The organism is Vibrio sp. Vb2131 (genome assembly GCF_033338535.1).
Classification (GTDB): Bacteria; Pseudomonadota; Gammaproteobacteria; order Enterobacterales; family Vibrionaceae; genus Vibrio; species Vibrio alginolyticus.
Map to the genome: position 1 here is coordinate 120,641 of NZ_JAWOSW010000002.1, position 22,552 is coordinate 143,192.

The 22,552-nt window shown below is 44.5% G+C and carries 16 protein-coding genes and 1 pseudogene; 11 read left to right on the forward strand and 6 right to left on the reverse strand.

What is annotated here, in order from left to right:
* The first annotated feature begins 48 nt into the window (after window positions 1-48).
* From R7E38_RS02695 to R7E38_RS02710, 4 genes are all read left to right on the forward strand, one after another.
* Window positions 49-1,023 carry a J domain-containing protein gene (locus tag R7E38_RS02695; protein ID WP_238853021.1) on the forward strand — a complete coding sequence of 325 codons (975 nt, stop codon included), beginning with the start codon at window positions 49-51 and terminating at the stop codon, window positions 1,021-1,023.
* 177 nt (window positions 1,024-1,200) lie between these two features.
* Entirely contained in the window at window positions 1,201-1,383 is a 183-nt protein-coding gene (locus R7E38_RS02700; RefSeq protein ID WP_005377960.1) for a hypothetical protein, read from the forward strand.
* A gap of 412 nt (window positions 1,384-1,795) precedes the next feature.
* Window positions 1,796-2,188 (forward strand): SulA-like leucine-rich domain-containing protein, encoded by a 393-nt coding sequence (locus R7E38_RS02705; protein ID WP_130546007.1) that lies wholly within the window; start codon window positions 1,796-1,798, stop codon window positions 2,186-2,188.
* A 203-nt stretch (window positions 2,189-2,391) separates the two neighbouring features.
* On the forward strand, window positions 2,392-3,495 hold the full coding sequence (locus tag R7E38_RS02710; protein WP_005377963.1) for a phosphoribosylaminoimidazolesuccinocarboxamide synthase: 1,104 nt from the start codon (window positions 2,392-2,394) through the stop codon (window positions 3,493-3,495).
* A 78-nt stretch (window positions 3,496-3,573) separates the two neighbouring features.
* On the opposite strand, the gene R7E38_RS02715 is transcribed toward R7E38_RS02710, so the two are convergent.
* The 3 genes from R7E38_RS02715 to R7E38_RS02725 form a co-directional block, all read right to left on the reverse strand.
* On the reverse strand, window positions 3,574-5,247 hold the full coding sequence (locus R7E38_RS02715) for an alkaline phosphatase D family protein (protein ID WP_226082916.1): 1,674 nt from the start codon (window positions 5,245-5,247) through the stop codon (window positions 3,574-3,576).
* A 330-nt stretch (window positions 5,248-5,577) separates the two neighbouring features.
* A complete protein-coding gene (locus R7E38_RS02720) occupies window positions 5,578-5,955 on the reverse strand; it encodes a hypothetical protein (protein WP_005377965.1) in 378 nt (125 codons plus the stop codon).
* Window positions 5,956-6,243: 288 nt separating this feature from the next.
* Window positions 6,244-8,598, reverse strand: coding sequence for a helicase-related protein (locus tag R7E38_RS02725; RefSeq protein ID WP_226082912.1), 2,355 nt, complete (start codon window positions 8,596-8,598; stop codon window positions 6,244-6,246).
* Between the two features lie 213 nt (window positions 8,599-8,811).
* Between R7E38_RS02725 and R7E38_RS02730 the strand changes: the two genes are divergently transcribed.
* The 3 genes from R7E38_RS02730 to R7E38_RS02740 all read left to right on the forward strand — a co-directional run bounded on the left by R7E38_RS02730 (window position 8,812) and on the right by R7E38_RS02740 (window position 12,979).
* Window positions 8,812-10,500, forward strand: coding sequence for an NAD-dependent malic enzyme (locus tag R7E38_RS02730; protein ID WP_005377977.1), 1,689 nt, complete (start codon window positions 8,812-8,814; stop codon window positions 10,498-10,500).
* A 154-nt stretch (window positions 10,501-10,654) separates the two neighbouring features.
* A complete protein-coding gene (locus tag R7E38_RS02735) occupies window positions 10,655-11,389 on the forward strand; it encodes a vancomycin high temperature exclusion protein (protein ID WP_005388862.1) in 735 nt (244 codons plus the stop codon).
* Window positions 11,390-11,608: 219 nt separating this feature from the next.
* Window positions 11,609-12,979, forward strand: coding sequence for an SLC13 family permease (locus R7E38_RS02740; RefSeq protein WP_017634863.1), 1,371 nt, complete (start codon window positions 11,609-11,611; stop codon window positions 12,977-12,979).
* A gap of 142 nt (window positions 12,980-13,121) precedes the next feature.
* Here R7E38_RS02740 and R7E38_RS02745 read toward each other — a convergent pair.
* A pseudogene (locus R7E38_RS02745) lies at window positions 13,122-14,467 on the reverse strand (GGDEF domain-containing protein).
* 334 nt (window positions 14,468-14,801) lie between these two features.
* Between R7E38_RS02745 and R7E38_RS02750 the strand changes: the two are divergent.
* Complete coding sequence (locus tag R7E38_RS02750; RefSeq protein WP_053303179.1) at window positions 14,802-15,626, forward strand: DUF2797 domain-containing protein; 825 nt, start codon at window positions 14,802-14,804, stop codon at window positions 15,624-15,626.
* 90 nt (window positions 15,627-15,716) lie between these two features.
* Here R7E38_RS02750 and R7E38_RS02755 read toward each other — a convergent pair whose 3' ends face one another.
* Both R7E38_RS02755 and R7E38_RS02760 read right to left on the reverse strand, forming a co-directional pair.
* Window positions 15,717-16,952 (reverse strand): cysteine desulfurase-like protein, encoded by a 1,236-nt coding sequence (locus tag R7E38_RS02755; protein ID WP_130546685.1) that lies wholly within the window; start codon window positions 16,950-16,952, stop codon window positions 15,717-15,719.
* Entirely contained in the window at window positions 16,936-17,592 is a 657-nt protein-coding gene (locus R7E38_RS02760) for a 2OG-Fe dioxygenase family protein (protein WP_005377989.1), read from the reverse strand. Before R7E38_RS02760 ends, R7E38_RS02755 begins: the two co-directional genes overlap by 17 nt.
* Window positions 17,593-17,951: 359 nt before the next feature.
* Here R7E38_RS02760 and trxB point away from each other — a divergent pair, with 359 nt between their 5' ends.
* The 3 genes from trxB (at window position 17,952) to cydC (ending at window position 22,516) form a co-directional block, all read left to right on the forward strand.
* A complete protein-coding gene (trxB, locus tag R7E38_RS02765) occupies window positions 17,952-18,911 on the forward strand; it encodes a thioredoxin-disulfide reductase (RefSeq protein WP_213966547.1) in 960 nt (319 codons plus the stop codon).
* 103 nt (window positions 18,912-19,014) lie between these two features.
* Complete coding sequence (gene cydD / locus R7E38_RS02770) at window positions 19,015-20,802, forward strand: heme ABC transporter permease/ATP-binding protein CydD (protein WP_226082908.1); 1,788 nt, start codon at window positions 19,015-19,017, stop codon at window positions 20,800-20,802.
* Complete coding sequence (gene cydC / locus R7E38_RS02775) at window positions 20,795-22,516, forward strand: heme ABC transporter ATP-binding protein/permease CydC (protein ID WP_226082907.1); 1,722 nt, start codon at window positions 20,795-20,797, stop codon at window positions 22,514-22,516. The genes cydD and cydC overlap by 8 nt, the downstream gene beginning before the upstream one ends.
* Window positions 22,517-22,552 lie beyond the last annotated feature (36 nt).

Sequence of the window (22,552 nt, forward strand, 5' to 3'; positions counted from 1 at the left end):
AAAATTACCGGAGCAGGCCTAACCATTATCGTTAGGCCTGACATATTAATGTCTGTCAAAACGTCTGCCCTACTCTGCTTATTTAGCCTCAGCTTTTCTGGCTACTCACTTGCCTCTCGAGCTCCAAATGACCCCATCGAACAATACGAGTACGCACAACAATTATTGGCATCAAACGAAGCTGAAGCCTCACCAGAAACGCGTTACTGGCTAGAGCAATCCGCCAACCAAGGTTACCTCCCTGCGCAAAAACAGCTCGCGAACGACTTTGCTAAAGGGATAAATGGCGAAAAAAATGAAACACAAGCGTTATATTGGCTAACCTCTATCGCACTCAATGACCCAACCGATCGGGGCTTTCTTCTCGCTAACTTTATTCAGCGCAATCCAGATAAGGTCACAGCATCTCAATTGACTGAAGCTTTGTATCAAATGGCTTCTCAGCATAATCCAGCAGCAGAACAGGCTTATAATCAACTGTTAGAGCAGCGCTTCAACCAACTGCGAGCTAAACAAGTCTCGCAAATAAAGTCGCTCGATAAAAAGGCGGAGCAAGCACAGGAAGAGAAAAGCACAGTTGCAAACCCCAAAGTAGAACACTCGCCGTTTCTATGGCTGATTTGGCTAGCGGCGATACTCATCATCAGCGGCTTAAGTTTCCTCGTGATCAAAAAACTCAAGCAGAATAGAAAAGCGCGTGAAGCCAAAGGGGAAAGCCAAAATCAACGAATGGCGGAAAAAATAAAAGAGCTAGAGTTTACGAACAAGCAACTGAAGCGTCAGTTAGAGAAAGTATTCAGAGAATTTAAGAAATCCAAAACTCAGGCAGAAAACCATAAGCTAAGCGTCGCGTGTGCTATGTTTGGCTACACACCACAAACCATCCCTGATTTACAGGCAATCAAGCTACGCTATAGACAGTTATCAAAGCTTTATCATCCTGACACAAGGGGCAGTGAAGAAGAAATGAAGCGACTCAATCATGCCTTTAAGCTCGTCTCACAAAATGTTACAAAACAGTAAAAATAGGTCAGGATACTTTGGCTACCATGCTTTTATTCCCATATAATCAAACACCGCAATCGATCTCCCTCTCAAAGAAATTAACAGACATTTAACTTAAGTCGCGCTTTTATGCCATAATGCCCGGCGCAAAATAACACCTAACGACTCAAATTAATCTAGGTGGGGAGAAAATCAATGTTCACTGAAGAAGGCACCTGTGATTGGTGTAAAAAACCTAGTCTTGTAACTCGTCACGATTATTTAGATGGCAAGCACCACTACTCATGTAAAGCTTGTTACGATATGGCAAAAATCGACGTGCGCCTATTTAACCAAGGCGAATTGCAAATGCGCGAACGTTTGCAACGAGCGAGCTAAGCAAGACGGAATCAATGGAACAGATTTTCAAAAGCGCCTTTTATAAGGCGCTTTTTTGATCTCCCAAGCCTATTTCCAATCTCTATCTCGTATTCCCTCCTATCCTACATAGCATGTCGCATCGGTTATCAGCCCTCTTCCACTGTATACAAACCACTGTCCGTGAAAAACACCTGTATATACAGTAGTAAACCCCTGTATGTCTCTCGTCCAACTTTCTACTCACCTCACATTTTTAAATTGATGTTAGACATATCAGAAATGAAAAATAAACAAATAAATTCAATCACTTAAAGTAAAATTCTTTTATTTCCTTTTCAAAAAACCGCAAATAACTTTTGAGAAACTGGTTGATCAGGTCGCCAAAACAAACTACTGTATAGACATACAGCATGTATAAAGGAACAGTAAGATGCAGTTACAAAGTCAATCTCATACATACTCTCGTTACAACGTATTGGCACAAGCAACTAAGCCCATGGCCGTTTCGGATCAGCTTCTATCTAAGCTGGCTGTTTTATCGCAGCAGAAACAATGGATTTTGTTTACAGCAGACTGCCCTCGTCCAGACTTTGAACAACTCACTGCTTCTAATATTTGCTGTAAAAACATCATTCAGATGAAGCCGTCTCAACAGCTTTCTGAAGTGGAAATCGTGATTAAAGCTATTCAGTCTGGTAACGCTAGCGCTGTCGTCGCATCGAACAAGATTGCCCTAATGAATCAATCAATGCTTCGCGATATTGCTCAACGTTATCAGTGTGAAGTCTTTTTCGTCGAAGGCAGAGTTAATAAGTACCACTAACAAGATCGACGTTATCCATCCTGCATCTCGCCTCCTTTTTAAGGGGGCTTTTTTTGTATTAAAGAAAACAGGCAAACGTTTGCTTTTTCTCTGGCGAGTTAAAATAGTTCTGGTATGATGCCCACATTCGATTTATTCAGCGCCCACATTTTGCTGAATATCTTCTCTTTCTGACGTTTGATTAAGATGATAGGAATGTCGCAATGAGCCTTGCTAATCAAGTACTTGCCGTCAATGACGACCTGCCAATTCGCACCCATAAACCCGTTCATAGTGGAAAAGTTCGTTCAGTTTACTGGTTAACTGAAGAAGACAGCGCCCGACTGATCAAAGAAAAAGGATACAATGTCGCTCCAGATGCGCCTTTGGCTATCATGGTAATTAGCGACCGAATCTCTGCATTCGATTGTATTTGGCATGCTGAAGGTGGTCTTAATGGTGTCCCGGGTAAAGGGGCTGCGCTTAATGCGATTTCTAATCACTGGTTCAAACTGTTCAAAGAAAATGGCTTAGCAGATAGCCATATTCTAGACATTCCTCACCCTTTTGTTTGGATTGTACAAAAAGCCAAACCGGTAAAAATCGAAGCCATCTGCCGCAAATACATCACGGGTTCGATGTGGCGCGCTTACGCAAATGGCGAGCGCGAGTTTTGTGGAATCCAACTTCCTGAAGGGTTAGGAAAAGACAAAGCACTGCCAGAGTTGCTAATGACCCCATCCACAAAAGGCATTCTAAAAGGCATTCCCGGTGTGCCAGAAGCGGATGACGTAAATATTACTCGTCAAAACATCGTAGACAACTACGAAGCATTTAACTTCTCAAGCGCTGACGATATCGCACTCTACGAAAAATTGCTGAAAGAAGGCTTTAACGTTATAAGCCAAGCGTTAGAAGAAATCGACCAAATCTTTGTCGATACCAAATTCGAATTTGGTTATGTTCATGATGCTGCTGGCAATGAAAAGCTGATTTACATGGATGAAGTGGGTACACCAGACTCGTCTCGTATATGGGATGCTAAAGAGTACCAAGCAGGTCACATCGTAGAGAACTCAAAAGAAGGTTTCCGCCAGTTCCTACTTAACCACTTCCCTGACCCAGATATCTTGCTAAATAAAGAACGTATGCCAGAGCGTGAAGCACTCGCTCGTGATAATGCTTTACCCGTCGAATCTTTGATGGCGATTTCGAGCACCTACATTGGTATTGCCGAGAAGATTACAGGCAAGCCGATTCATTTGAGTGAGAATCCGAAAGCGGAAATCATCGAAGTTCTGAGCAAAGAATACGGATTGATTGACTAGCACTGTCGCTAGATTGCTAAATGCTTTCCAATAAAAAGTCCGCACTAGCTTGCGGACTTTTTTCGTATTAGGCTCAGTTTAGCCGATATTTAACGTAGTGCCATCTGTTGTAGAGGCTGACTTGGTCGTCACCTGATATGTTTTGTCTTTAATCGTTGATACGAAATACCAGGTCGCCTCTGCCTTGTCGGGCGTAAAAGTAACGCGCATAAAGCCACGCTGTTTGATGTCTGCCCACTGTAATTCTGACACTAAGTGCGGCAGCGTGTATTCCATTTGAGTGATCGCAACAGGGTCTAACGCGAGGTAGGCTTCTAACCCAGGGGAACTCACAGAGCTAGTCGCAAACTCTACCCCGATAGGATGCTTAGATACGTCTTTAAGCTCACTTGCCCATGCATTGTGCGTATCTCCGGCCAAGCAGACAAAGTTACCACTGCTGGCTTTGGCCAGTTGATAAACTTTCTCTCGCTCAACGTAGTAGCCATCCCATGCATCTAGGTTATATGGCAAAGCAATGGTATCTAAACTTGGGTCAGAGAGATAACCCGTAATCGCAGAGTTTACCGCTAATAACGCCTCTGTTTTTTGTTCTTCAGTGGCAGTAAACAATTGAAACATCGCGGTCATAACCGAACTTGGCAACTCCATACGAGACATTAACACTTGTTGCCCTAGCACATTCCAAGTTGCGTCGTGCGTACTGAACGCATCCATCAGCCAAGCGAGTTGGTCACCGCCTAACAGCTCTCGGTCTTGACTGCGCGACTGGGCAACTAAACCGCCAATAGCTTCCATCGTTGGTGAGCTGAGCGAGAAATAATCCAACGGTTTATCACGCCCCACAAGTCGCGTGTCGAGCATCATCAAATTGACTAAACTTCCAAACGAAAACTGACGGTAAATCAGCATGTTTGAGAAAGTGTTTTCACGAACGGGCAACCATTCTGTCCACGCGGCAGCCGCAGCTGCACGACGATCATTAAAGCTGCCTTCCTCTTCTTGATGGTTTTCCGCACCATTTTTCCAACTATCATTTGCAAGCTCATGGTCATCCCAGACTGCAATCATTGGTAGGCTCGCATGTAACGCTTGCAGATCAGCATCTTGGCGATATTGCGCATACCGTTTTCGGTAATCATCTAAGGTAATGCATTCAGTGCCTTTGCTTGGCTCTCGCCCTAGTGCCTCAGCATCTTCACTAGCGTAGCCACCAGCCCCATACTCATAAATGTAATCACCGAGATGAAGTACCACATCAAACGGTTCTTGCTCATGTTGATTTAAGATCTCTCGATACACATGGAAATAACCAGCAGGATAGTTTGCGCAAGAAACAACGGCCATGGATGCCTTTTCTACACCACCCTCTGGTAATGTTTGAGTTTGCCCGACTTCGCTAGTGACATCTCCAACCATGAATCGATAGTAGTAGCGAGAATTTGCGTTGAGATTTTGAACATCGACTTTTACCGTGAAATCTCGGCTCGTGTCTGTGGCAAAAGTGCCACTTTGCACGATATCAGTAAAATTTTCGTTAGATGAAACTTGCCAGCTTACATCTGCGTAGCTTGCTGAGGTCGTAACACGAGTCCAAATGATTACTTGTGTTTGAGTAGGATCTCCACTCGCCACTCCGTGCTCAAAGGTAACCGCAACAGATTCACTAGCATCGCTACCACAGCCCACCAGCCCGGTAACAATCGCCGTTGAAGAGGCAGCTTTCATAAAGTCTCGACGAGACAAAGACATATTGACTTCCTTTCTTATTGTGTTTGTTTTTATGCCCAAATGACGTGGTGACTCAATCATCCTTGTGTGCCAATAAGGGACGTTAATTCGAACTTACAGTACCAACCACTTAGTCGGTAATTTGTCCTAAAAACACAAAGTTAGAAGCTAGTTATGACAATTGCATTTCCAAACGTTACATTTTTGTTAATTTAAGTGCAAATACTCTATATTCATCACACTTCCTAAGACCTGTGACAAAAACCTCAAAATAAAAAAACGACCTACTTTGAGGTCGCTTTTCATTGCACTATTGTTAAGTGGTACATCGATGAAGTGGAAATGTTCAGCCTAAAACTTGATGTTAAGGACATCTTGTTCTGACGTATCCACCTTCAACTGACTGCGAGATTCTATGTACTCGATTTGCTGAACATCGAGCGAATATGGCATAACGACTCGCAATTCATTGATCCCTTCATGTTTAGCTAACTGGGTTAAGCGGACCAAATTGGATTCATCACTTTTACGAGAAGACATCGATTTTAATGCGGCATCCCACAACCGATCTTCAGGCTTGCTCAATTCCGCAATGTTCTGTTTCCACATCAAACCGAAAATAGGCGCGATGGTGGCAAATGCCTCTAAAAAGGTCCATTTTTTACTACCTGTCGCTCCTAAAAAGCTAGTGTAGTCGAATTCAATGCACGTCTTTCCTTGTTGATCCATTCTATGCCCCCGACACTCGAAAATGAGATATACCAAATATCGTTCAACTGTTTTGATATAGCAATGGGATATAAAACATTCGTCTTTTATGCCCTAATTTACATACAAAAGGAAATATTAAAACCAGCTTTGTAACAACTGATGTACAGCTTCGCCATATATAAGCATTCAATTGATTAATATTTCAATTAAGAAACTAAAAACAACACGTAAGTAACGCTATCAATATGAAATCATTATAGATTCACCAAGAAAATATCCATTTTCGTCACAACGTCATCCGCCGACCTACTTCACATCAATCACTCGACTGGCCTTTTTATACTGTATCTTCCAACCAGCCCAGCGTGGCAGCTCCCAACGCTTCGGGTCTCCCTTACGGTTTCCCTCTCGATAAACGACCTGTACCAGCTTGCGAGACGCGTAATACTCAACATCCAGTTGGAGTTCTGGCAGCGAAAGTTCTAAAGGGTACTGCTCCGTGAAATCGTCGTATTCCCATTCTGGAACACCGTTAAATGTTAAGTCTTCCGGTTCAAATAACGCCATATCATCGACATTTTCAACGCCTAATGTTTCCAACTGATCCTTTAACCAGCTAGAAAATGTCAAGGAGGCCAAGTCGTTAACCTCTTCTCCTTCGACATTAAGGCCCAATGCGTTATAGAGTTTCCAGTGTTGGATTTGTTGTTTTCTTTGAGAAGCAAAACCTGGTAACAGTGTCTCGTCTTCTATCATTTCGACAATAGACTGAACAGCAACATCACCTTGTAACGCTTGGTGTTCAGAACAGACTGTTCGCCCGGCGTAGACCAAATGCATTGTTGCTCTTGGCGTCTCTTCTTCATAATTCGTCTCACCTTGTCGCCACTCCCCAAATTCAAGTTCGCGTAACAACGTCAGCGGGATAGGCATCATAACCGATGCGAGGTTTAGTGTTTGCTTAACGCCTCGTCCTGGCACGCTATGGCTATCTAGCACGATTGCCGCTTCTTCTTTGTCAGGAAAGCGGCTGTTACGCCCAACCAGCATCTCGACTACGCCATTTCCTAGAGCATCCCTTCGACGAGCTCGTCGGACAAACACAAGCTCAGGGTGCAATGAGGCGATGGAGAAAAAGAGCGCTTCACGTTTATATCGAGAGGCAACGTCAAGTTCCGGTAATTCAAATGCTTCTCGCATTTGTTTCGCTAAACCTTGCGCCTCTTCGAGTGCGCTGGCATCAATGACAATGCCCGGAAGTCGCTCCCCCCGAACCAAACGGATCAACAAAGAGACATCACATCCGTATGGCTCCTCTTGAGATAGAAGCTCAGCAACTTCACCACTTTGTCGCTGATAGAGCTGCGCAGGCACAGATAAGGCGGCAGCCAAATCAATCATTGCTTCCTTCTCTGGCTTCGCTTGAATTCTGGTAACGAGATCGGCAAACAGTGCATCAATGGGTAGTGGGTATACTTTTCTCCCATGCTGCGTGACATTGCCATCCTCATCAATCGCTTCCATAGATAACAACGTCGAATGAGATGCCTCTAGCGACTTTGGGGGAATTGAGTCGAGAAAATCGAGTGTTGAGAGACGGTACCCACAACAAGCCGCTGCCAGCATCGGCTCGACGAGCTCTTCTCTGTGTAATTCTGGAGGTGTCACCAACTCTAAAGGTGCGTGCTCACCATATAGACGAATACAAGCCCCTTCGGTAACGCGACCTGCTCGCCCCATTCGCTGCGCGGCACTGGCCTTAGAAATGTTGGTTAATGTCAGTGCTGTACGTCCATTTCGTTGTACAGTTCTGCGCTCTAAACCACTATCGATTACCACACGGATATTAGGAATGGTCAGAGAGGTTTCCGCGACGTTGGTTGCCAATACGACTTTCCGTTGCTTTTGTACCGTCAGCGCACGATGTCGTTCTGCATCACTGACCGAGGCATGAAGTTTAACCACCATGACATCACTGCTGCTTTGTAGCATCTGCGCGCATTGGGCGATCTCTTTACGTCCTGGGAGAAAAACAAGAATATCGCCATCTTCATCTTCCAGTGCTTCTTTTACCGCTCCGAAAACCTCCTGTTCACATCCCTTTTTGTTCGGTAAATAGCGGCTGTCTGTAGAACGATGTGTCACCGTGACTGGAAAGCAACGTCCCTCCGAACTCAGGCGCTTAGCATTCAGGTAACGAGCAAGCTTTTCGCCTTCTAAGGTAGCGGAAGTGACGATCAATCGATGTTGATTTTCTTGCTTCAAAATGGCGGTTAATAGATCAATATCCCAGCGTCGCTCGTGAAATTCGTCCACTATCACGACATCAAAGTCTGCTAGCTTGTTTTCCGAAAACCAACGCAGTGCAACCCCCGGAGTCACAAATACAACTTCGGTTTTTTCATCAAAGTAGGCATGAAGCTTGATCGCGTAACCGACTTTGCGACCTATTGGATTTCCAGATTGCTCCGCAAGAAATTCAGCCAGCGAGGTACAAGCAATTCGACGTGGTTCAATAACCAGAACGCGTCCGTGTTTTGCCGCCCACATGGGCAAGCGGGTAGATTTACCCGACCCGGTTTCGGCTTCCACCACAAGATGGTTAAGGCTTACATGATGGTCAAACTCGGCTTTCAGGCTGTCGATAGGTAGTTGAAACATAGAAATTGGATTTGATTTGATGATGCAAAACATTATACCCAAGTAAAAAAATCCTGCTTTAGGTATCTCTAAACAACCAATATTGCCGATATTTTCGTCGGTATCTGAATTTTTTTGCGACATTACATTGATGTGCATCAACGCATGTTTACAACTAAATAGTGAACCCGTTAAAATTTGGTGCGCATCCTTCAACCCTACATAAGGCACCCAATGAACAACGATAAACGCCCACTATATATTCCATATGCGGGTCCGGCTCTTTTAGCAACCCCTCTTTTGAACAAAGGCAGTGCATTCTCTGCTGAAGAACGTAGTTCATTCAACTTAGAAGGTCTGCTTCCAGAGTCGACCGAAACTATCCAAGAGCAGGTGGAACGTGCCTACCAGCAATACAAAAGTTTCGAAAGCGATATGGATAAGCACATTTATCTGCGTAACATCCAAGACACCAACGAAACATTGTATTACCGCCTAGTGCAAAATCACATTTCTGAGATGATGCCTATCATCTACACGCCGACTGTTGGCGCAGCATGTGAAAACTTCTCTAACATTTACCGTCGTGGTCGTGGTCTGTTCATTTCATACCCGAACCGTGACCGTATTGACGACTTGCTGAACAACGCAGCAAACCACAACGTTAAAGTGATTGTTGTGACAGATGGCGAACGTATCCTTGGCTTGGGTGACCAAGGTATCGGCGGTATGGGTATTCCTATCGGTAAACTATCACTATATACCGCGTGTGGTGGTATCAGCCCTGCTTACACGCTACCAATCGTGCTTGATGTGGGTACCAATAACCCGCAACGCTTAGCTGATCCGATGTACATGGGTTGGCGTCATCCTCGTATTACGGGTGCAGAATACGATGCATTTGTAGAAGAGTTTATCCAAGCGGTACAGCGCCGTTGGCCTGATGCTTTGATCCAGTTCGAAGACTTTGCTCAGAAAAATGCGATGCCTCTTCTAGAGCGTTACAAAGACCGCGTGTGTTGCTTCAATGATGATATTCAGGGTACTGCTGCTGTTACTGTTGGCTCTCTACTTGCAGCTTGTAAAGCAGCAGGAACTCAGCTTTCTAAACAACGTATTACCTTTCTAGGCGCAGGGTCTGCTGGTTGTGGTATCGCAGAAGCGATCATCGCACAAATGGTATCGGAAGGAATTTCTGACGAGCAAGCTCGCTCGCAAGTTTACATGGTTGACCGTTGGGGTCTGTTACAAGAAGGCATGCCTAACCTTCTTGATTTCCAACAACGCTTGGTGCAAAAGCATACCAATACGAAAGAGTGGGAAAATGAAGGAAATGGCTTCTCACTACTCGATGTAATGCGTAACGCGAAGCCAACGGTACTAATTGGTGTTTCTGGTGCTCCTGGCCTATTTAGCCAAGAAGTCATCGAAGAAATGCATAAACACTGTAAGCGTCCGATTGTCTTCCCACTGTCGAACCCAACAAGCCGCGTGGAAGCGACACCGAACGACATCATTCGTTGGACAAATGGTGAAGCACTGGTTGCAACAGGTAGCCCATTTGAGCCAGTGGTTCATGAAGGTCGCACTTACCCTATTGCACAATGTAACAACAGCTACATCTTCCCAGGCATTGGCCTTGGTGTACTTGCTGTCAATGCAAAACGTGTCACTGACGAGATGCTAATGGAATCAAGTCGCGCGCTAGCAACATGTTCTCCTCTAGCAATCAACGGTCGTGGTGCACTACTTCCACCACTGGAAGAAATCCACTTAGTATCGAAAAAAATCGCATTTGCCGTTGGTAAAAAGGCAATTGAACAAGGTGTCGCATTAGAAATTACTGATGAAGCATTGAACGTGGCGATTGAACAGTCGTTCTGGCAACCTGTTTACCGCCGCTACAAACGCACTGCGTTCTAAGCTTGAGACAATTCGTTTAATAATTAGCCCCTACCATGTAGGGGCTTTTATTTTTTTATCATCCTAACCAGATTTTGGCATAAATGGGCTTCTCTCTTTTTGTTTCTATCAGATATGATGAGAACTACATTTTTAGTTAAGGATATAAAACGTTTTGTTGTTTTCTCGCATAAGATCAAAGTGGAAGCTGAAATTTTCCTGGAAGCGATTTGCTTTGATTTTGTCGATCTCTGCACTTAGTCTGCTTGTTTCTGTTATTGCCATCGACCGGTGGGTGGTTTTACAAGCCAAAGAGAGCATTTTCACTGAATACGAGCAAATCCCTCAACATGAGGTTGCCGTAGTTCTTGGTACCAGTAAATACATCGGAAAGATCCTCAACACTTACTACACTCATCGCATTAATGCGGCGATTGAGCTTTACAACCAAGGCAAAGTAAAACAGTTTTTATTGAGTGGTGATAACGCCCACCGTTCATACAACGAACCGTGGACAATGAAACGCGACTTACTTAAAGCAGGCGTGCCTGAAGAAGTGATTCACCTTGATTATGCTGGCTTTCGTACCTTAGATTCGATTGTACGAGCAAAAAAAATTTTTGCTTCGGAGCGATTTCTGATTGTGACTCAGCGCTTTCACTGTGAACGCGCACTGTTCATCGCTGATGCTTACAGCATTGATGCGCAGTGTCTCGCGGTAGCAGGGCCGACGGCCAACAAGCAAAAAACATCGATGCGTGTTCGAGAACTGCTAGCCCGTGTGAAAGCGTTTTTAGACCTGTACATTATCAATACGCAGCCTAAGTTTCTTGGCCCTCAAGAACCTATCGTCGCAGTAAAAGAGCCAAATAAAGCAGCTAACGAGCCTCTTCAAGTCCCCGTCGAATAGAGGAATAACGTGGCTCACAAGCCTAGTAACATTTCTATAAAACAAATGGGTAGTTTTCTACCCATTTCCAATTCTCAACATCACACTTTCTAATTTGCTCTACGATTCAGGCAAAACTCTTTTTCGCATTCAAAGTAACATTTCATCAATAAATAACTACAAGTCAGTTACTTTGCCATAAAAAAACCGACAAAAGGCAATGCAAAAGGAGCACTACCCATGACCGCACTCGCTGTGACATTGAAGAATTGGTTCTTCACTCGCAACAGCATGATTTTGAACGCGAATATCCTATTGTTCATTATCTTGTTTAATACCTTACCCTTTGAACCACAAGTAGTAACCGGCCTGAGCATCTTAGTTTTTGTTGCTATTTTGTGGCTAACCGAAGCGATTCACGTCAGCATTACTGCGCTGCTCATACCACTACTTGCGGTATTTTTGGGTGTGTTCAACACTCAAGCCGCACTGAATAACTTTTCCAACTCCATCATTTTTCTATTTTTGGGTGGTTTTGCACTAGCTGCGGCTCTACATAAACAAAAGTTAGATCAAGCTATTGCAGATAAAGTACTATTGCTGGCAAGAGGAAAAATGTCTGTCGCTGTATTCATGCTATTTGGTGTGAGTGCTGGCCTGTCAATGTGGATTTCAAACACCGCCACCGCCGCGATGATGTTACCGCTTGTGCTGGGTGTGATGACAAAGCTAGACGCCAAGAAAAACCACAACACCTTTTTGTTTGTTCTACTCGGTATCGCTTACAGTGCTTCAATTGGTGGTATTGCAACACTGGTTGGTAGCCCACCAAACGCAATTGCAGCAGCTGAAGTTGGCCTTAGCTTCACTGAATGGATGAAGTTTGGTGTACCTATTTCCCTAGTATTAATGCCAATCGCTATCCTCGTATTGTACACGATGACTAAGCCTGACCTTAGCCACAAGTTTGACCTTGACCATCAACCAGTCGAATGGACAAACGGCAAAATGATTACGTTGGCGATTTTCTTATTGACCGTAACTTTGTGGATATTCAGTAAGCCTATTAACGCTATGCTGGGTGGCTTCGCGAAGTTCGATACTCTTGTAGCCATTGGCGCCATCCTTCTACTTGGTGCTTCTCGCGCCGTCGAGTGGAAAGATATTGAGAAAACAACCGACTGGGGTGTGTTAATCCTATTTGGTGGTGGTATCTGTCTGAGTAACGTCCTAAAAGCAACCGGAACAAGCGTATTTTTGGCTCATAGCTTGTCAGGCTTCCTTGAGCAAGCCGGTATTCTCTTAACGATTCTTGCAGTGGTTGCTTTTGTTGTCTTCTTAACTGAGTTTGCGAGTAACACCGCCAGTGCTGCGCTACTTGTCCCTGTATTTGCGACCATTGCAGAAGCCTTAGGCATGTCTCCGGTTATTCTCTCTGCACTGATTGCCGTCGCTGCATCTTGTGCATTTATGTTACCTGTTGCAACACCTCCAAACGCGATTGTGTTCGGTACGGGTCATATCAAGCAAAAAGAAATGATGCGAATTGGTTTCGTATTAAACATTGCCTGTATTGCTGCACTAACGCTTTTCGCTTGGTTGTTCTGGTAAAAATAGCAAGTTCGATTAGCACTACACTGCTGCTCACGGTAATCGTATCGATAACCCAAACTTCCCCCCTAAGTGGTGTTCAGCAGTTTCCCTCTTGGTGGCCAGTTGGCCACCTTTTTTCTTTCCTTTTAGTGAACGGCTATCAGGCTTGCTTCTTTTCGCAAGCAAGTAAACCATAATGAGCTTCCACTCGGTTGCGACCATTGCGCTTCGCCTGATACAGCACTTCGTCAGCTCTCGCCATGGTTTCTGAGACGCGTTCATTCTGCATTTGGGCAACGCCAATACTGCAAGTTAATGATTCACCGTGCACCCACAAATGATCCTCCACATTTTTGCGAATAATTTCTGCCTTCTCTAACGCTTGTTCAATATTGGTATCAGGGCAAAATACGACAAACTCTTCGCCGCCCCAACGAACGAGTCGATCGTCTGAGTAAATAGAAGTCGCTACCACCATGACAAATTCGCGCAATATGTCATCCCCCATTTGGTGCCCAAATTTGTCGTTCACCTTTTTAAACTTATCCAAGTCCAAATAGAGAATACTGAAGGTGTTATGCCCCCAGCGAACCTGACGAGATTGTTGTTCCAGCCAGTGTTGCACAGCATATCGGTTCATCGCGCCCGTCAAAGCATCTCGATGCGCTAACTCTGCAAACTCATAGTTTTGAGCTCGCAAAGTATCATTCACCTTTTCCAAATGACGGTGACGCTTTTGCGCTTTTGCGCTTTTTCATAAGCCACTCTATTTTTTCGTAACTCATGCAGTGAAAAAGCCAGTCCAAGCGCCATCCAAGAGAGTAATAATGCATACAACAATGTTTCTTGCGCAAGGTAAGCGCCTTCAAACTCAATTTTATCAATCACAATTCTATGTTTACCAAGTGCCGCACCAGACCCAGTTGCAATATCAATACGTGTGATGTTTGAAAATTCAGGTGCAGAGTGTTCAATCGCGACTCCGTTATCTACTAACCACCAGGTCATCACCTGAAGATTTTTAATCGGAATTTCGACAATATCGCTCGAACCCGATGGAGAAAACTGCATGCCATTATATTTAATGGTGTACTCGTCGTCCGGCTTGGAATACTCAGAATTATAATTGCGAAGATACAAACGTAGGTCGTGGCTAGGGTTAGCCCCTATTCCTGCCTCTTAATATCGCACCTTCAATCGAATCGTATGGTAGTTGGAAAGGTCAATACCCTGTGTTGGCGTTGCTGAATCGGTATAAACCGAGATTCCGCAATAAGGCCAAGCATACGAGCTCTGCTTTAGTTCACAGCTAAGAACTAGGCTTTGCCGATCGTATGTGATATCTGCCTCACTCACACCTCCTTCACTGGCATCTTTAGTTGCATAGATATTGAAATGCTCAGGTGTAATGGTCAGCTTTCGCGTATCGCCAAGCACACTATAAAGGGCAACCAAACTGATAGTGCAAATAGAAAGAGCAAAGATAAAGTTATGGATCCACTTCATGGGCAAGTGACCTGCTGAGATTATACAATACGTGGGGTTCAATAATTTCAAAAAATGAAATCAAGGTGATTTATCAAGAAATAAAATCGCTTTTTCATTCAATTCTTAGTTTCGACACATAGTAACGGATTTTGAACCGTTATCACGTTTTAAAATTTCTAAAAAGTGCAGCCCAACTTCTATTTGCGAAGCATTTCACAGCCATAATTTTTAGAAAATAAAACACGATGCATAATAATTTAGTGCAAGACATTTACTTTAAAGCTCCTGTCAACCCTGCATCTCTTCTCCACTTCAGTATATACTGTGCAAAAACACAATAATGAGTAATGTCATGTCATTAATTGCAACTGGCACGCTAAACAAAATGCGTGCTTCTCTGGACGGTGCCGTCAATTACCGTCTTCCTGTCGGTGAGGAAGAGATCGACTTAACTCCGTTTCTGGGTAAAACGCTCACACTGACTCACACTGGCAATATTTTTTGTTGCTCATGTGGAAAGAAAACGAAAAAGAGTTATTCGCAAGGCCACTGTTTTGTATGCATGAAAAAGCTAGCAAGCTGCGACATGTGTATCATGAAGCCAGAGACCTGCCACTACGATCAAGGGACTTGTCGCGAACCACAATGGGGTGAAGAGAATTGCATGGTGGATCACTTTGTCTACCTGTCCAACACATCCAGCTTAAAAGTTGGTATCACTCGTCATACTCAAATCCCGACTCGTTGGATTGACCAAGGCGCGACTCAGGGCTTGCCAATTTTTAAAGTAAAAACTCGCCATATCTCCGGTTTAATTGAAGTTGAACTGGCGAAACATATCGCAGACAAGACCAATTGGCGCACACTGCTTAAAGGTGACGGTGAACCTATGGCATTGCAGGACCGTTTTGCTGAGCTATTGCCTTTAGTCGAAGAGAAAATTGCCGAGATAAAACAGCAATTCGGCGAAGATGCCATTGAAGTATTAAACGAAAGCATTACCGACCTTAGCTACCCGGTACAACAGCACCCAACGAAGATCACTTCGCATAACTTCGATAAAAACCCGGTTGTTACTGGCACTTTGCAAGGCATCAAAGGTCAATACCTCATCTTTGATACTGGCGTTATTAATGTAAGAAAATTCACTTCCTATGAAGTTGAAGTTAGTGCGTAATCGCTTGCAGAACGCGTTGATTCAAATAAAAACGAAAAAAGCTCGAGTTTGACTCGAGCTTTTGTTTTTCTATTAGGAAGAAATCGTTAGTTATGCGTCAAGGATGCTTTCTAGCACATCGAATAACATATCGACTTCTTCTATTGTGTTGTAATGCATACAACCAATTCGCACTACACCACCCGATTCTTCTAAACCAAGTTGACGAACTAAGCCCAACGCATAAAAGTGACCATTCCATACACAAATGTTATGTTCACCCAGTGTTTTCGCGATGAACTCTGGAGAATATCGGTCAAACGTTAGCGCAAAAGTTGGCGTGCGGAGTTGGCTATCTTCCTTTGCGATACCGAATAGATTGACACCATCTAATGCATTCAAACGCTGTAAGAAACGCTCACTCAAGCGCTGCTCATGTTGTTCATACAGTTGGTAGCTTTGCTCCAACCGTTGGCGAAGAGGTAAACCGACTTCACCAAATTGAGCCAGATACTCAACCGCAGAAACGACACCAGCAAGACCTTCAAAACTTTGCGTTCCTGTTTCAAATCGACCTGGACCTATATTAGTGGCAGGCTCGACTTTGTATGGGCGAATACTGTGGAGCCACTGATCGGCTATGTAAGCAATACCAACGTGCGGTCCGAAAAACTTGTAAGCTGAGCAAGCTAAAAAGTCACAACCTAACGCTTGAACATCAACCAAATGATGAGGCGCATAATGGACGGCATCCACATAAACTTGTGCCCCAACATTGTGCGCCATGCTGACTACATGCTGTACATCCACAATAGAGCCCGTCGTGTTCGATGCATAAGTCACAGCGACAAGGCGCGTTTTATCAGAAAGAAGGCGGCTTAAATGCTCCATATCCAGCGTACAATCTTCTTCGTTGATACGAACTTGATGAACCGTAACGCCTTTATCTTCTGCCGCTTGCTGCCAGCTGGATACATTTGAATAGTGATCCAAAGCGGAAACAATGATCTCATCTCCTGCTTGCCAATCTCGACTAATCGCGCGACTAAGCTGAAAGGTTAGTGAGGTCATATTGGCACCGAAGACAATATTGCCAGATGAAGGGGCATTAAGTAGAGCCTGAGCCGACTCACGCGCATTTTGCATTACGTCAACGGTCACTTGGCTAGAAAAATAATGTCCGCCTAAGTTAGCGTTGAAACGACCTAAATACCCTACCATGCTGTCTAGTACTGATTGAGGCACTTGTGAGCCACCTGGACCATCAAAAAACGTCACAGGCTTGTCGTTGTGGTATTGAGCCAACGCCGGAAATTGCGCTCTGATCTGATTAAGATTGAAGTTCATTACGCTTATCCGTAGCAGTGAGTACAAATACATCCATATGGCCCGCTTCGTCATCAATAACAGAGCGGATTGGGCACGCGTTATGCCACAGCTTGCTATCAGCCAAGATTGCGACCTCTCCGGTTTCTAGCACTTTACGGAAAAATGGGGCTTGGTTATGGCTGCTGTAAAGCATGATGTCGCCACCGATGATGTTATGGCGTCCCACACCAACCATTGCAATGTGATCAAAACCGTCTTGGTGCACACCTTCAGGTGCTACTTGGGTTTCTTCTTCCAGTGCCCTGATACGGATTTGGTGAATTTCTATTTCTTGACCGTTTGGCAGATGATTCGCATTGACAAACAATTCACACATTTCTCGAAAGCCATCGCTGGTAAGAATATCCTTCTCAATTGGCTCGAATTGTCTTACAACATCACCTTGAAATCGGTTGATATCAGAGGATTGAACAAAGCTATTTTTATTTAAGTCGATGACTTTGCCGTTATCAAAACCAACCACAGAATAACGTCGTAGTCGATACTGACCATCTGCATGTTCGGTACGAGGCAGTTCTTCAAACGATGGGGAAAGCTGCTCAATTGCTGCCATGCTGAGCTGTGTTAAATGTAGAGTATTCTCACGTGAATGTAACATCATTTGCTCCTTTAATGAGGCACATTAATTAACATTTAATTTACACACTAGGTTACGCAAATATTCTGCAATTACCAGCTTTTAACGTTGATAGCTTCAACAAAACGACGAAAACGACATAACAAACCAAATAAAAACACAAAAACAGAGTCATGTTTCAGTTTTACGCTTTGACAATATTTGAAACTAGACTTCTCTACTACGAATAGAATTTTATGCTAGAAGTCAACGTTCTCTATCAATATTTAGTGGGTTCTAATCTATAACCAATTATTCGATCACAATCGTTGTTTATGCTTTTAAAGCACTAAGAATTTCCATACAATCGAGGGAAATGTTACGCCCTTTTTGGAGCCATAATGAGCGACGTAAAACACTGTAAATTATTAATTCTTGGTTCTGGTCCTGCAGGATACACAGCTGCCGTCTACGCAGCGCGTGCAAACTTAAAACCTGTGCTTGTGACGGGAATGCAACAAGGTGGTCAGCTAACCACCACAACTGAAGTTGAAAACTGGCCAGGCGATGCTGAGGGACTGACAGGTCCAGCATTGATGGATCGCATGAAAGAACACGCCGAGCGTTTTGAAACTGAAATCGTATTTGATCACATCAATGAAGTAGAGCTATCACAACGCCCATTTCGTTTAAAAGGCGACTCAGGTGAGTACACTTGTGATGCCTTAATCATATCTACCGGCGCATCAGCAAAATACCTTGGCCTTGAGTCTGAAGAAGCATTTAAAGGTCGCGGCGTTTCTGCTTGTGCAACCTGTGACGGTTTCTTCTACCGTAATCAGAAAGTTGCAGTTGTGGGCGGTGGTAACACGGCTGTTGAAGAAGCGCTATACCTATCTAACATTGCGTCAGAAGTTCACCTGATCCACCGCCGCGATTCATTCCGCGCAGAGAAGATCCTTGTGAAACGTCTGATGGATAAAGTTGAAAGCGGTAATATCGTTCTTCATACCGATCGCACTCTCGATGAAGTACTGGGTGACGATATGGGCGTAACGGGCGTCCGCATTAAAGACGTGAACAGCGGTGCGACAGAAGATATCGATGTAATGGGTGCATTCATCGCAATTGGCCACCAGCCAAACACACAAATCTTTGAAGGCCAAGTAGACATGAAAGATGGCTACATCATCGTTCAATCAGGTCTTGAAGGCAACGCAACACAAACTAGTATCGAAGGTGTATTTGCAGCTGGCGACGTAATGGACCACAACTACCGTCAAGCGATCACCTCTGCAGGTACAGGTTGTATGGCTGCATTAGATGCTGAACGTTTCTTAGACTCACTTGGTGACAAATAACTTTTCACATTTGTGTCATATCCTTAAAGCCCAGCGGTATTCCCGCTGGGTTTTCTTTTGTATACTACCGCCTCATTAAAACAATTATCATTAAGCCTTCACGATGGATAAGAAAAAGCAAAGCAGCTTGAATAAGTGGCTGAAGCAACAAAGTAAGTTAGCCAAGCGCTGGCTTATGATTGCGATAGGCCTAGGCGTACTTTCAAGCGTGTTTTTATTGGCTCAAGCAGCCCTGCTCGCCTCCATTCTGCACCAGTTAATCATTGACCAAGTCGACAAAGCCGACCTCATTTGGCATTTTGTTGGGCTCGGTGGCACGGTTATCGGTCGAGCTGCTTGTACCTGGGGTCGAGAGCTTGCCGGTTACCGTTGCGGGGAGCAAATTCGAGTTTATATTCGCCAACTCATTTTAGATAAAGTTCATAAAGTTGGGCCAGCTTACATCAAAGGCAAACCTGCTGGCAGTTGGGCAACGCTCATCTTAGAGCAGGTAGAAGATATGCAAGATTTCTTCTCACGCTATTTGCCTCAAATGTCATTATCAGTACTAGTGCCTTTCATCATTTTGGTTGTCGTATTCCCAGTAAACTGGGCAGCAGGCTTGATCTTCCTGGTCACTGCACCACTAGTGCCTATTTTCATGGCACTGGTTGGGATGAAAGCCGCAGAAGCAAACCGTAAAAACTTTAAAGCGATGCAGCGTTTGTCGGGTCACTTTTATGACCGCTTGCAAGCAATGACAACCATTCGCTTATTCGATAGAACAAAATCTGAAACTGAGACGCTAAAGGGGGCTTCAGAAGTCTTTCGTACTCGTACCATGGACGTTCTGAAAATCGCGTTTCTGTCTTCTGCGGTGTTAGAGTTTTTCACTTCTATTTCTATCGCAATTACCGCTGTCTACTTTGGCTTTAGTTATATCGGGGAGCTGGACTTCGGCTACTACGGCACAGGTGTTACGCTCTTTGCTGGTTTGTTCATTCTGATTCTTGCTCCAGAGTTTTATCAGCCATTACGTGATTTGGGCACGTTCTATCATGCGAAACAGCAAGCGGTTGGCGCAGCAGAAAGCATTGTCGAGTTTCTGGATTTGGAAGTCGATCAAATCAAAGATGGTACCCAAGCGTTAGATAAAAACAGCCCTATCCATATTGAAGCGGACCAGTTAACCATTTTTAGTCCGGAAGGTAAGCAGCTCGCAGGTCCCCTATCCTTCTCTCTTGAAGCCAACAAAAGTACGGCTTTAGTTGGACCAAGTGGCGCAGGTAAAACAAGTTTGGTAAACACAATCCTCGGTTTCATGCCTTATCAAGGTAGCTTAAAAATTAATGGCTGCGAATTGTCGCAACTGGATCTAGCCACATGGCGAGAGGCAGTAAGCTGGATTGGTCAAAACCCGATGCTATTACATGGTAGCATTCGAGATAACATCACACTAGGTAAGCACAATATTCAGGATGCAGACGTACATTCTGTGTTGAATGACTCTCACGCTGCTGAATTTGTTGAAATGCATGGGTTGGATTATCCGATATCTGATCGTTCTGGTGGTTTATCTGTCGGCCAAGCGCAGCGTTTAGCACTGGCTCGCGCCATGCTACAAAATGGTCGTTTTTGGTTATTAGATGAACCAACCGCAAGCTTAGATGCTCGCAGTGAAAAACTCGTGATGGAAGGCATTAACAAGTATGCGCATGCCACAACAAATTTGATGATTACTCACCAACTTGCGCCTTTACAAAACGTATCGCAAATTCTTGTTATGCAGGACGGCCAGATTGTTCAACGTGGTGATTACGCCACACTGTCGACAGAAGATGGCTTATTTAAAGACATGTTGGAAGCGAACCTCGCACAACGTGAAACAGACAAGGGGAACTTAGATGCGTGATTTACTCCCTTATCTAAAACTCTATAAGAAACACTGGTTTGGTCTTTCGCTAGGTATGCTACTGGCATTTCTGACCTTAGCGGCATCTATTGGCTTATTAACGCTATCAGGTTGGTTTATTTCAGCCGCAGCGGTGGCAGGCTTGACGGTTGCTCGTGAGACCTTCAACTACATGTTACCAGGTGCCGGGGTACGCGGCGCTGCAATGGCTCGAACCGCAGGTCGATGGGGAGAACGTGTCGTTAGCCACAATGCAACGTTCAAGCTGCTTACCGATCTACGTATCTTCTTCTTTAAGAAACTTGCACCACTGATTCCGGGTCGTGTTTCTACGATGCGTGATGCCGATCTGCTCAACCGCCTAGTAGCGGACGTAGATGCGATGGATCACGTTTACCTTCGACTTATCAGCCCTGTCGTGATTGGTGTTTTTGGCATATTGAGTTTAACGGCTGTCCTGGCGTTCTTTGATTGGCATCTCGCCCTACTGCTTGGCTCGATTCTTACCGTCATGTTGTTTGTATGGCCAGTACTGTTCTATAAACTGGGTAAAAACAATGGCGAGAATCTCACTCATCATAAAGCGCAATTGCGAGTGGCGACACTGGACTGGCTTCAAGGCTACAGTGAACTGAGTATCTTTGGAGCAGAAGAACGTTATCGTAATCTCATTCTAGAGAAGCAGAAGCAGTTGCTGTCTAACCAATTTGTGAACGCGAATTTAACGGGCATGGCTTCAGGCCTGCTTATGCTGGTGAACGGCATTACACTGGTTGTGATGCTTTGGTTTGCTGCAGACGGCGTAGGTGGTCGTGCTCCTGATCCTTGGATTGCGCTGTTTGCGTTTGCAACCATGGCGAGCTTTGAGATTCTGATGCCTATCGCGAGCGCATTCCAGTATCTCGGTCAAACGTTGACTTCTGCTCGTCGTTTAAATGAAGTAATTTTGGCTGAACCTGACGTTGTCTTCCCTGAGCAGTCGAAACATAAAGACACAACGTTAGACATTGAATTCGACAACATAGATTTTACTTACCCTGACGGTCAGCAAAAGGTGCTGAAAGACTTGTCACTCTCACTACCGTTGGGCACTAAAACTGCAATTGTAGGTCAAACAGGTTCAGGTAAATCAACACTGATTCAGCTTCTTTGCCGCTACTGGGATGTTAACCAAGGTGAAGTTCGAATCGGTGGTACAAAACTGCGAGATTGGAGCGAGTCGGACCTGCGGGCAGCAATGACTGTGGTCAGTCAACGCGTAGATGTACTAAACGGGACACTACGTGACAACTTACTCATGGCCGCTCCGGATGCAAGTGATGAGCAACTGTCTACTATTTTACAAAAAGTCGAGCTTGGCGGACTTCTTGAAGAGCCGGGGTTAGACGCTTGGTTAGGCGACGGCGGTCGTCAGTTATCTGGTGGTGAGAAACGTCGAATCGGTATTGCTCGAGCATTGCTACGTGATGCCCCAATCCTACTCTTAGATGAACCGACTGAAGGCCTCGATAAGCGTACGGAACAAAAAGTGATGGCGCTTTTCAATGAACACTTTGCTAATAAGACAGTAGTATTCATTACACACCGACTGATAGAGCTAGAAAGTATGGATAGCATCTGTTTGATGGAACAAGGTGAGATCATCGAACAAGGCGACCATCCAACGCTACTCGCTCAAAAAGGTCGTTACTACCAGCTATTACAATCTCTATAATTCGATTTTCAGTGACGAGAAGGGCTCATCAAACGA

Coding starts and splice junctions, on each gene's coding strand:
- R7E38_RS02725 (WP_226082912.1), bottom strand. CDS start 8,598: ATGTTTCAACTACCTATCGACAGCCTGAAAGCCGAGTTTGACCATCAT.
- R7E38_RS02740 (WP_017634863.1), top strand. CDS start 11,609: ATGACCGCACTCGCTGTGACATTGAAGAATTGGTTCTTCACTCGCAAC.
- R7E38_RS02755 (WP_130546685.1), bottom strand. CDS start 16,952: ATGAACTTCAATCTTAATCAGATCAGAGCGCAATTTCCGGCGTTGGCT.
- R7E38_RS02730 (WP_005377977.1), top strand. CDS start 8,812: ATGAACAACGATAAACGCCCACTATATATTCCATATGCGGGTCCGGCT.
- trxB (WP_213966547.1), top strand. CDS start 17,952: ATGAGCGACGTAAAACACTGTAAATTATTAATTCTTGGTTCTGGTCCT.
- R7E38_RS02710 (WP_005377963.1), top strand. CDS start 2,392: ATGAGCCTTGCTAATCAAGTACTTGCCGTCAATGACGACCTGCCAATT.
- cydC (WP_226082907.1), top strand. CDS start 20,795: ATGCGTGATTTACTCCCTTATCTAAAACTCTATAAGAAACACTGGTTT.
- R7E38_RS02705 (WP_130546007.1), top strand. CDS start 1,796: ATGCAGTTACAAAGTCAATCTCATACATACTCTCGTTACAACGTATTG.
- R7E38_RS02700 (WP_005377960.1), top strand. CDS start 1,201: ATGTTCACTGAAGAAGGCACCTGTGATTGGTGTAAAAAACCTAGTCTT.
- R7E38_RS02695 (WP_238853021.1), top strand. CDS start 49: ATGTCTGTCAAAACGTCTGCCCTACTCTGCTTATTTAGCCTCAGCTTT.
- R7E38_RS02715 (WP_226082916.1), bottom strand. CDS start 5,247: ATGTCTTTGTCTCGTCGAGACTTTATGAAAGCTGCCTCTTCAACGGCG.
- R7E38_RS02750 (WP_053303179.1), top strand. CDS start 14,802: ATGTCATTAATTGCAACTGGCACGCTAAACAAAATGCGTGCTTCTCTG.
- R7E38_RS02720 (WP_005377965.1), bottom strand. CDS start 5,955: ATGGATCAACAAGGAAAGACGTGCATTGAATTCGACTACACTAGCTTT.
- R7E38_RS02760 (WP_005377989.1), bottom strand. CDS start 17,592: ATGTTACATTCACGTGAGAATACTCTACATTTAACACAGCTCAGCATG.
- cydD (WP_226082908.1), top strand. CDS start 19,015: ATGGATAAGAAAAAGCAAAGCAGCTTGAATAAGTGGCTGAAGCAACAA.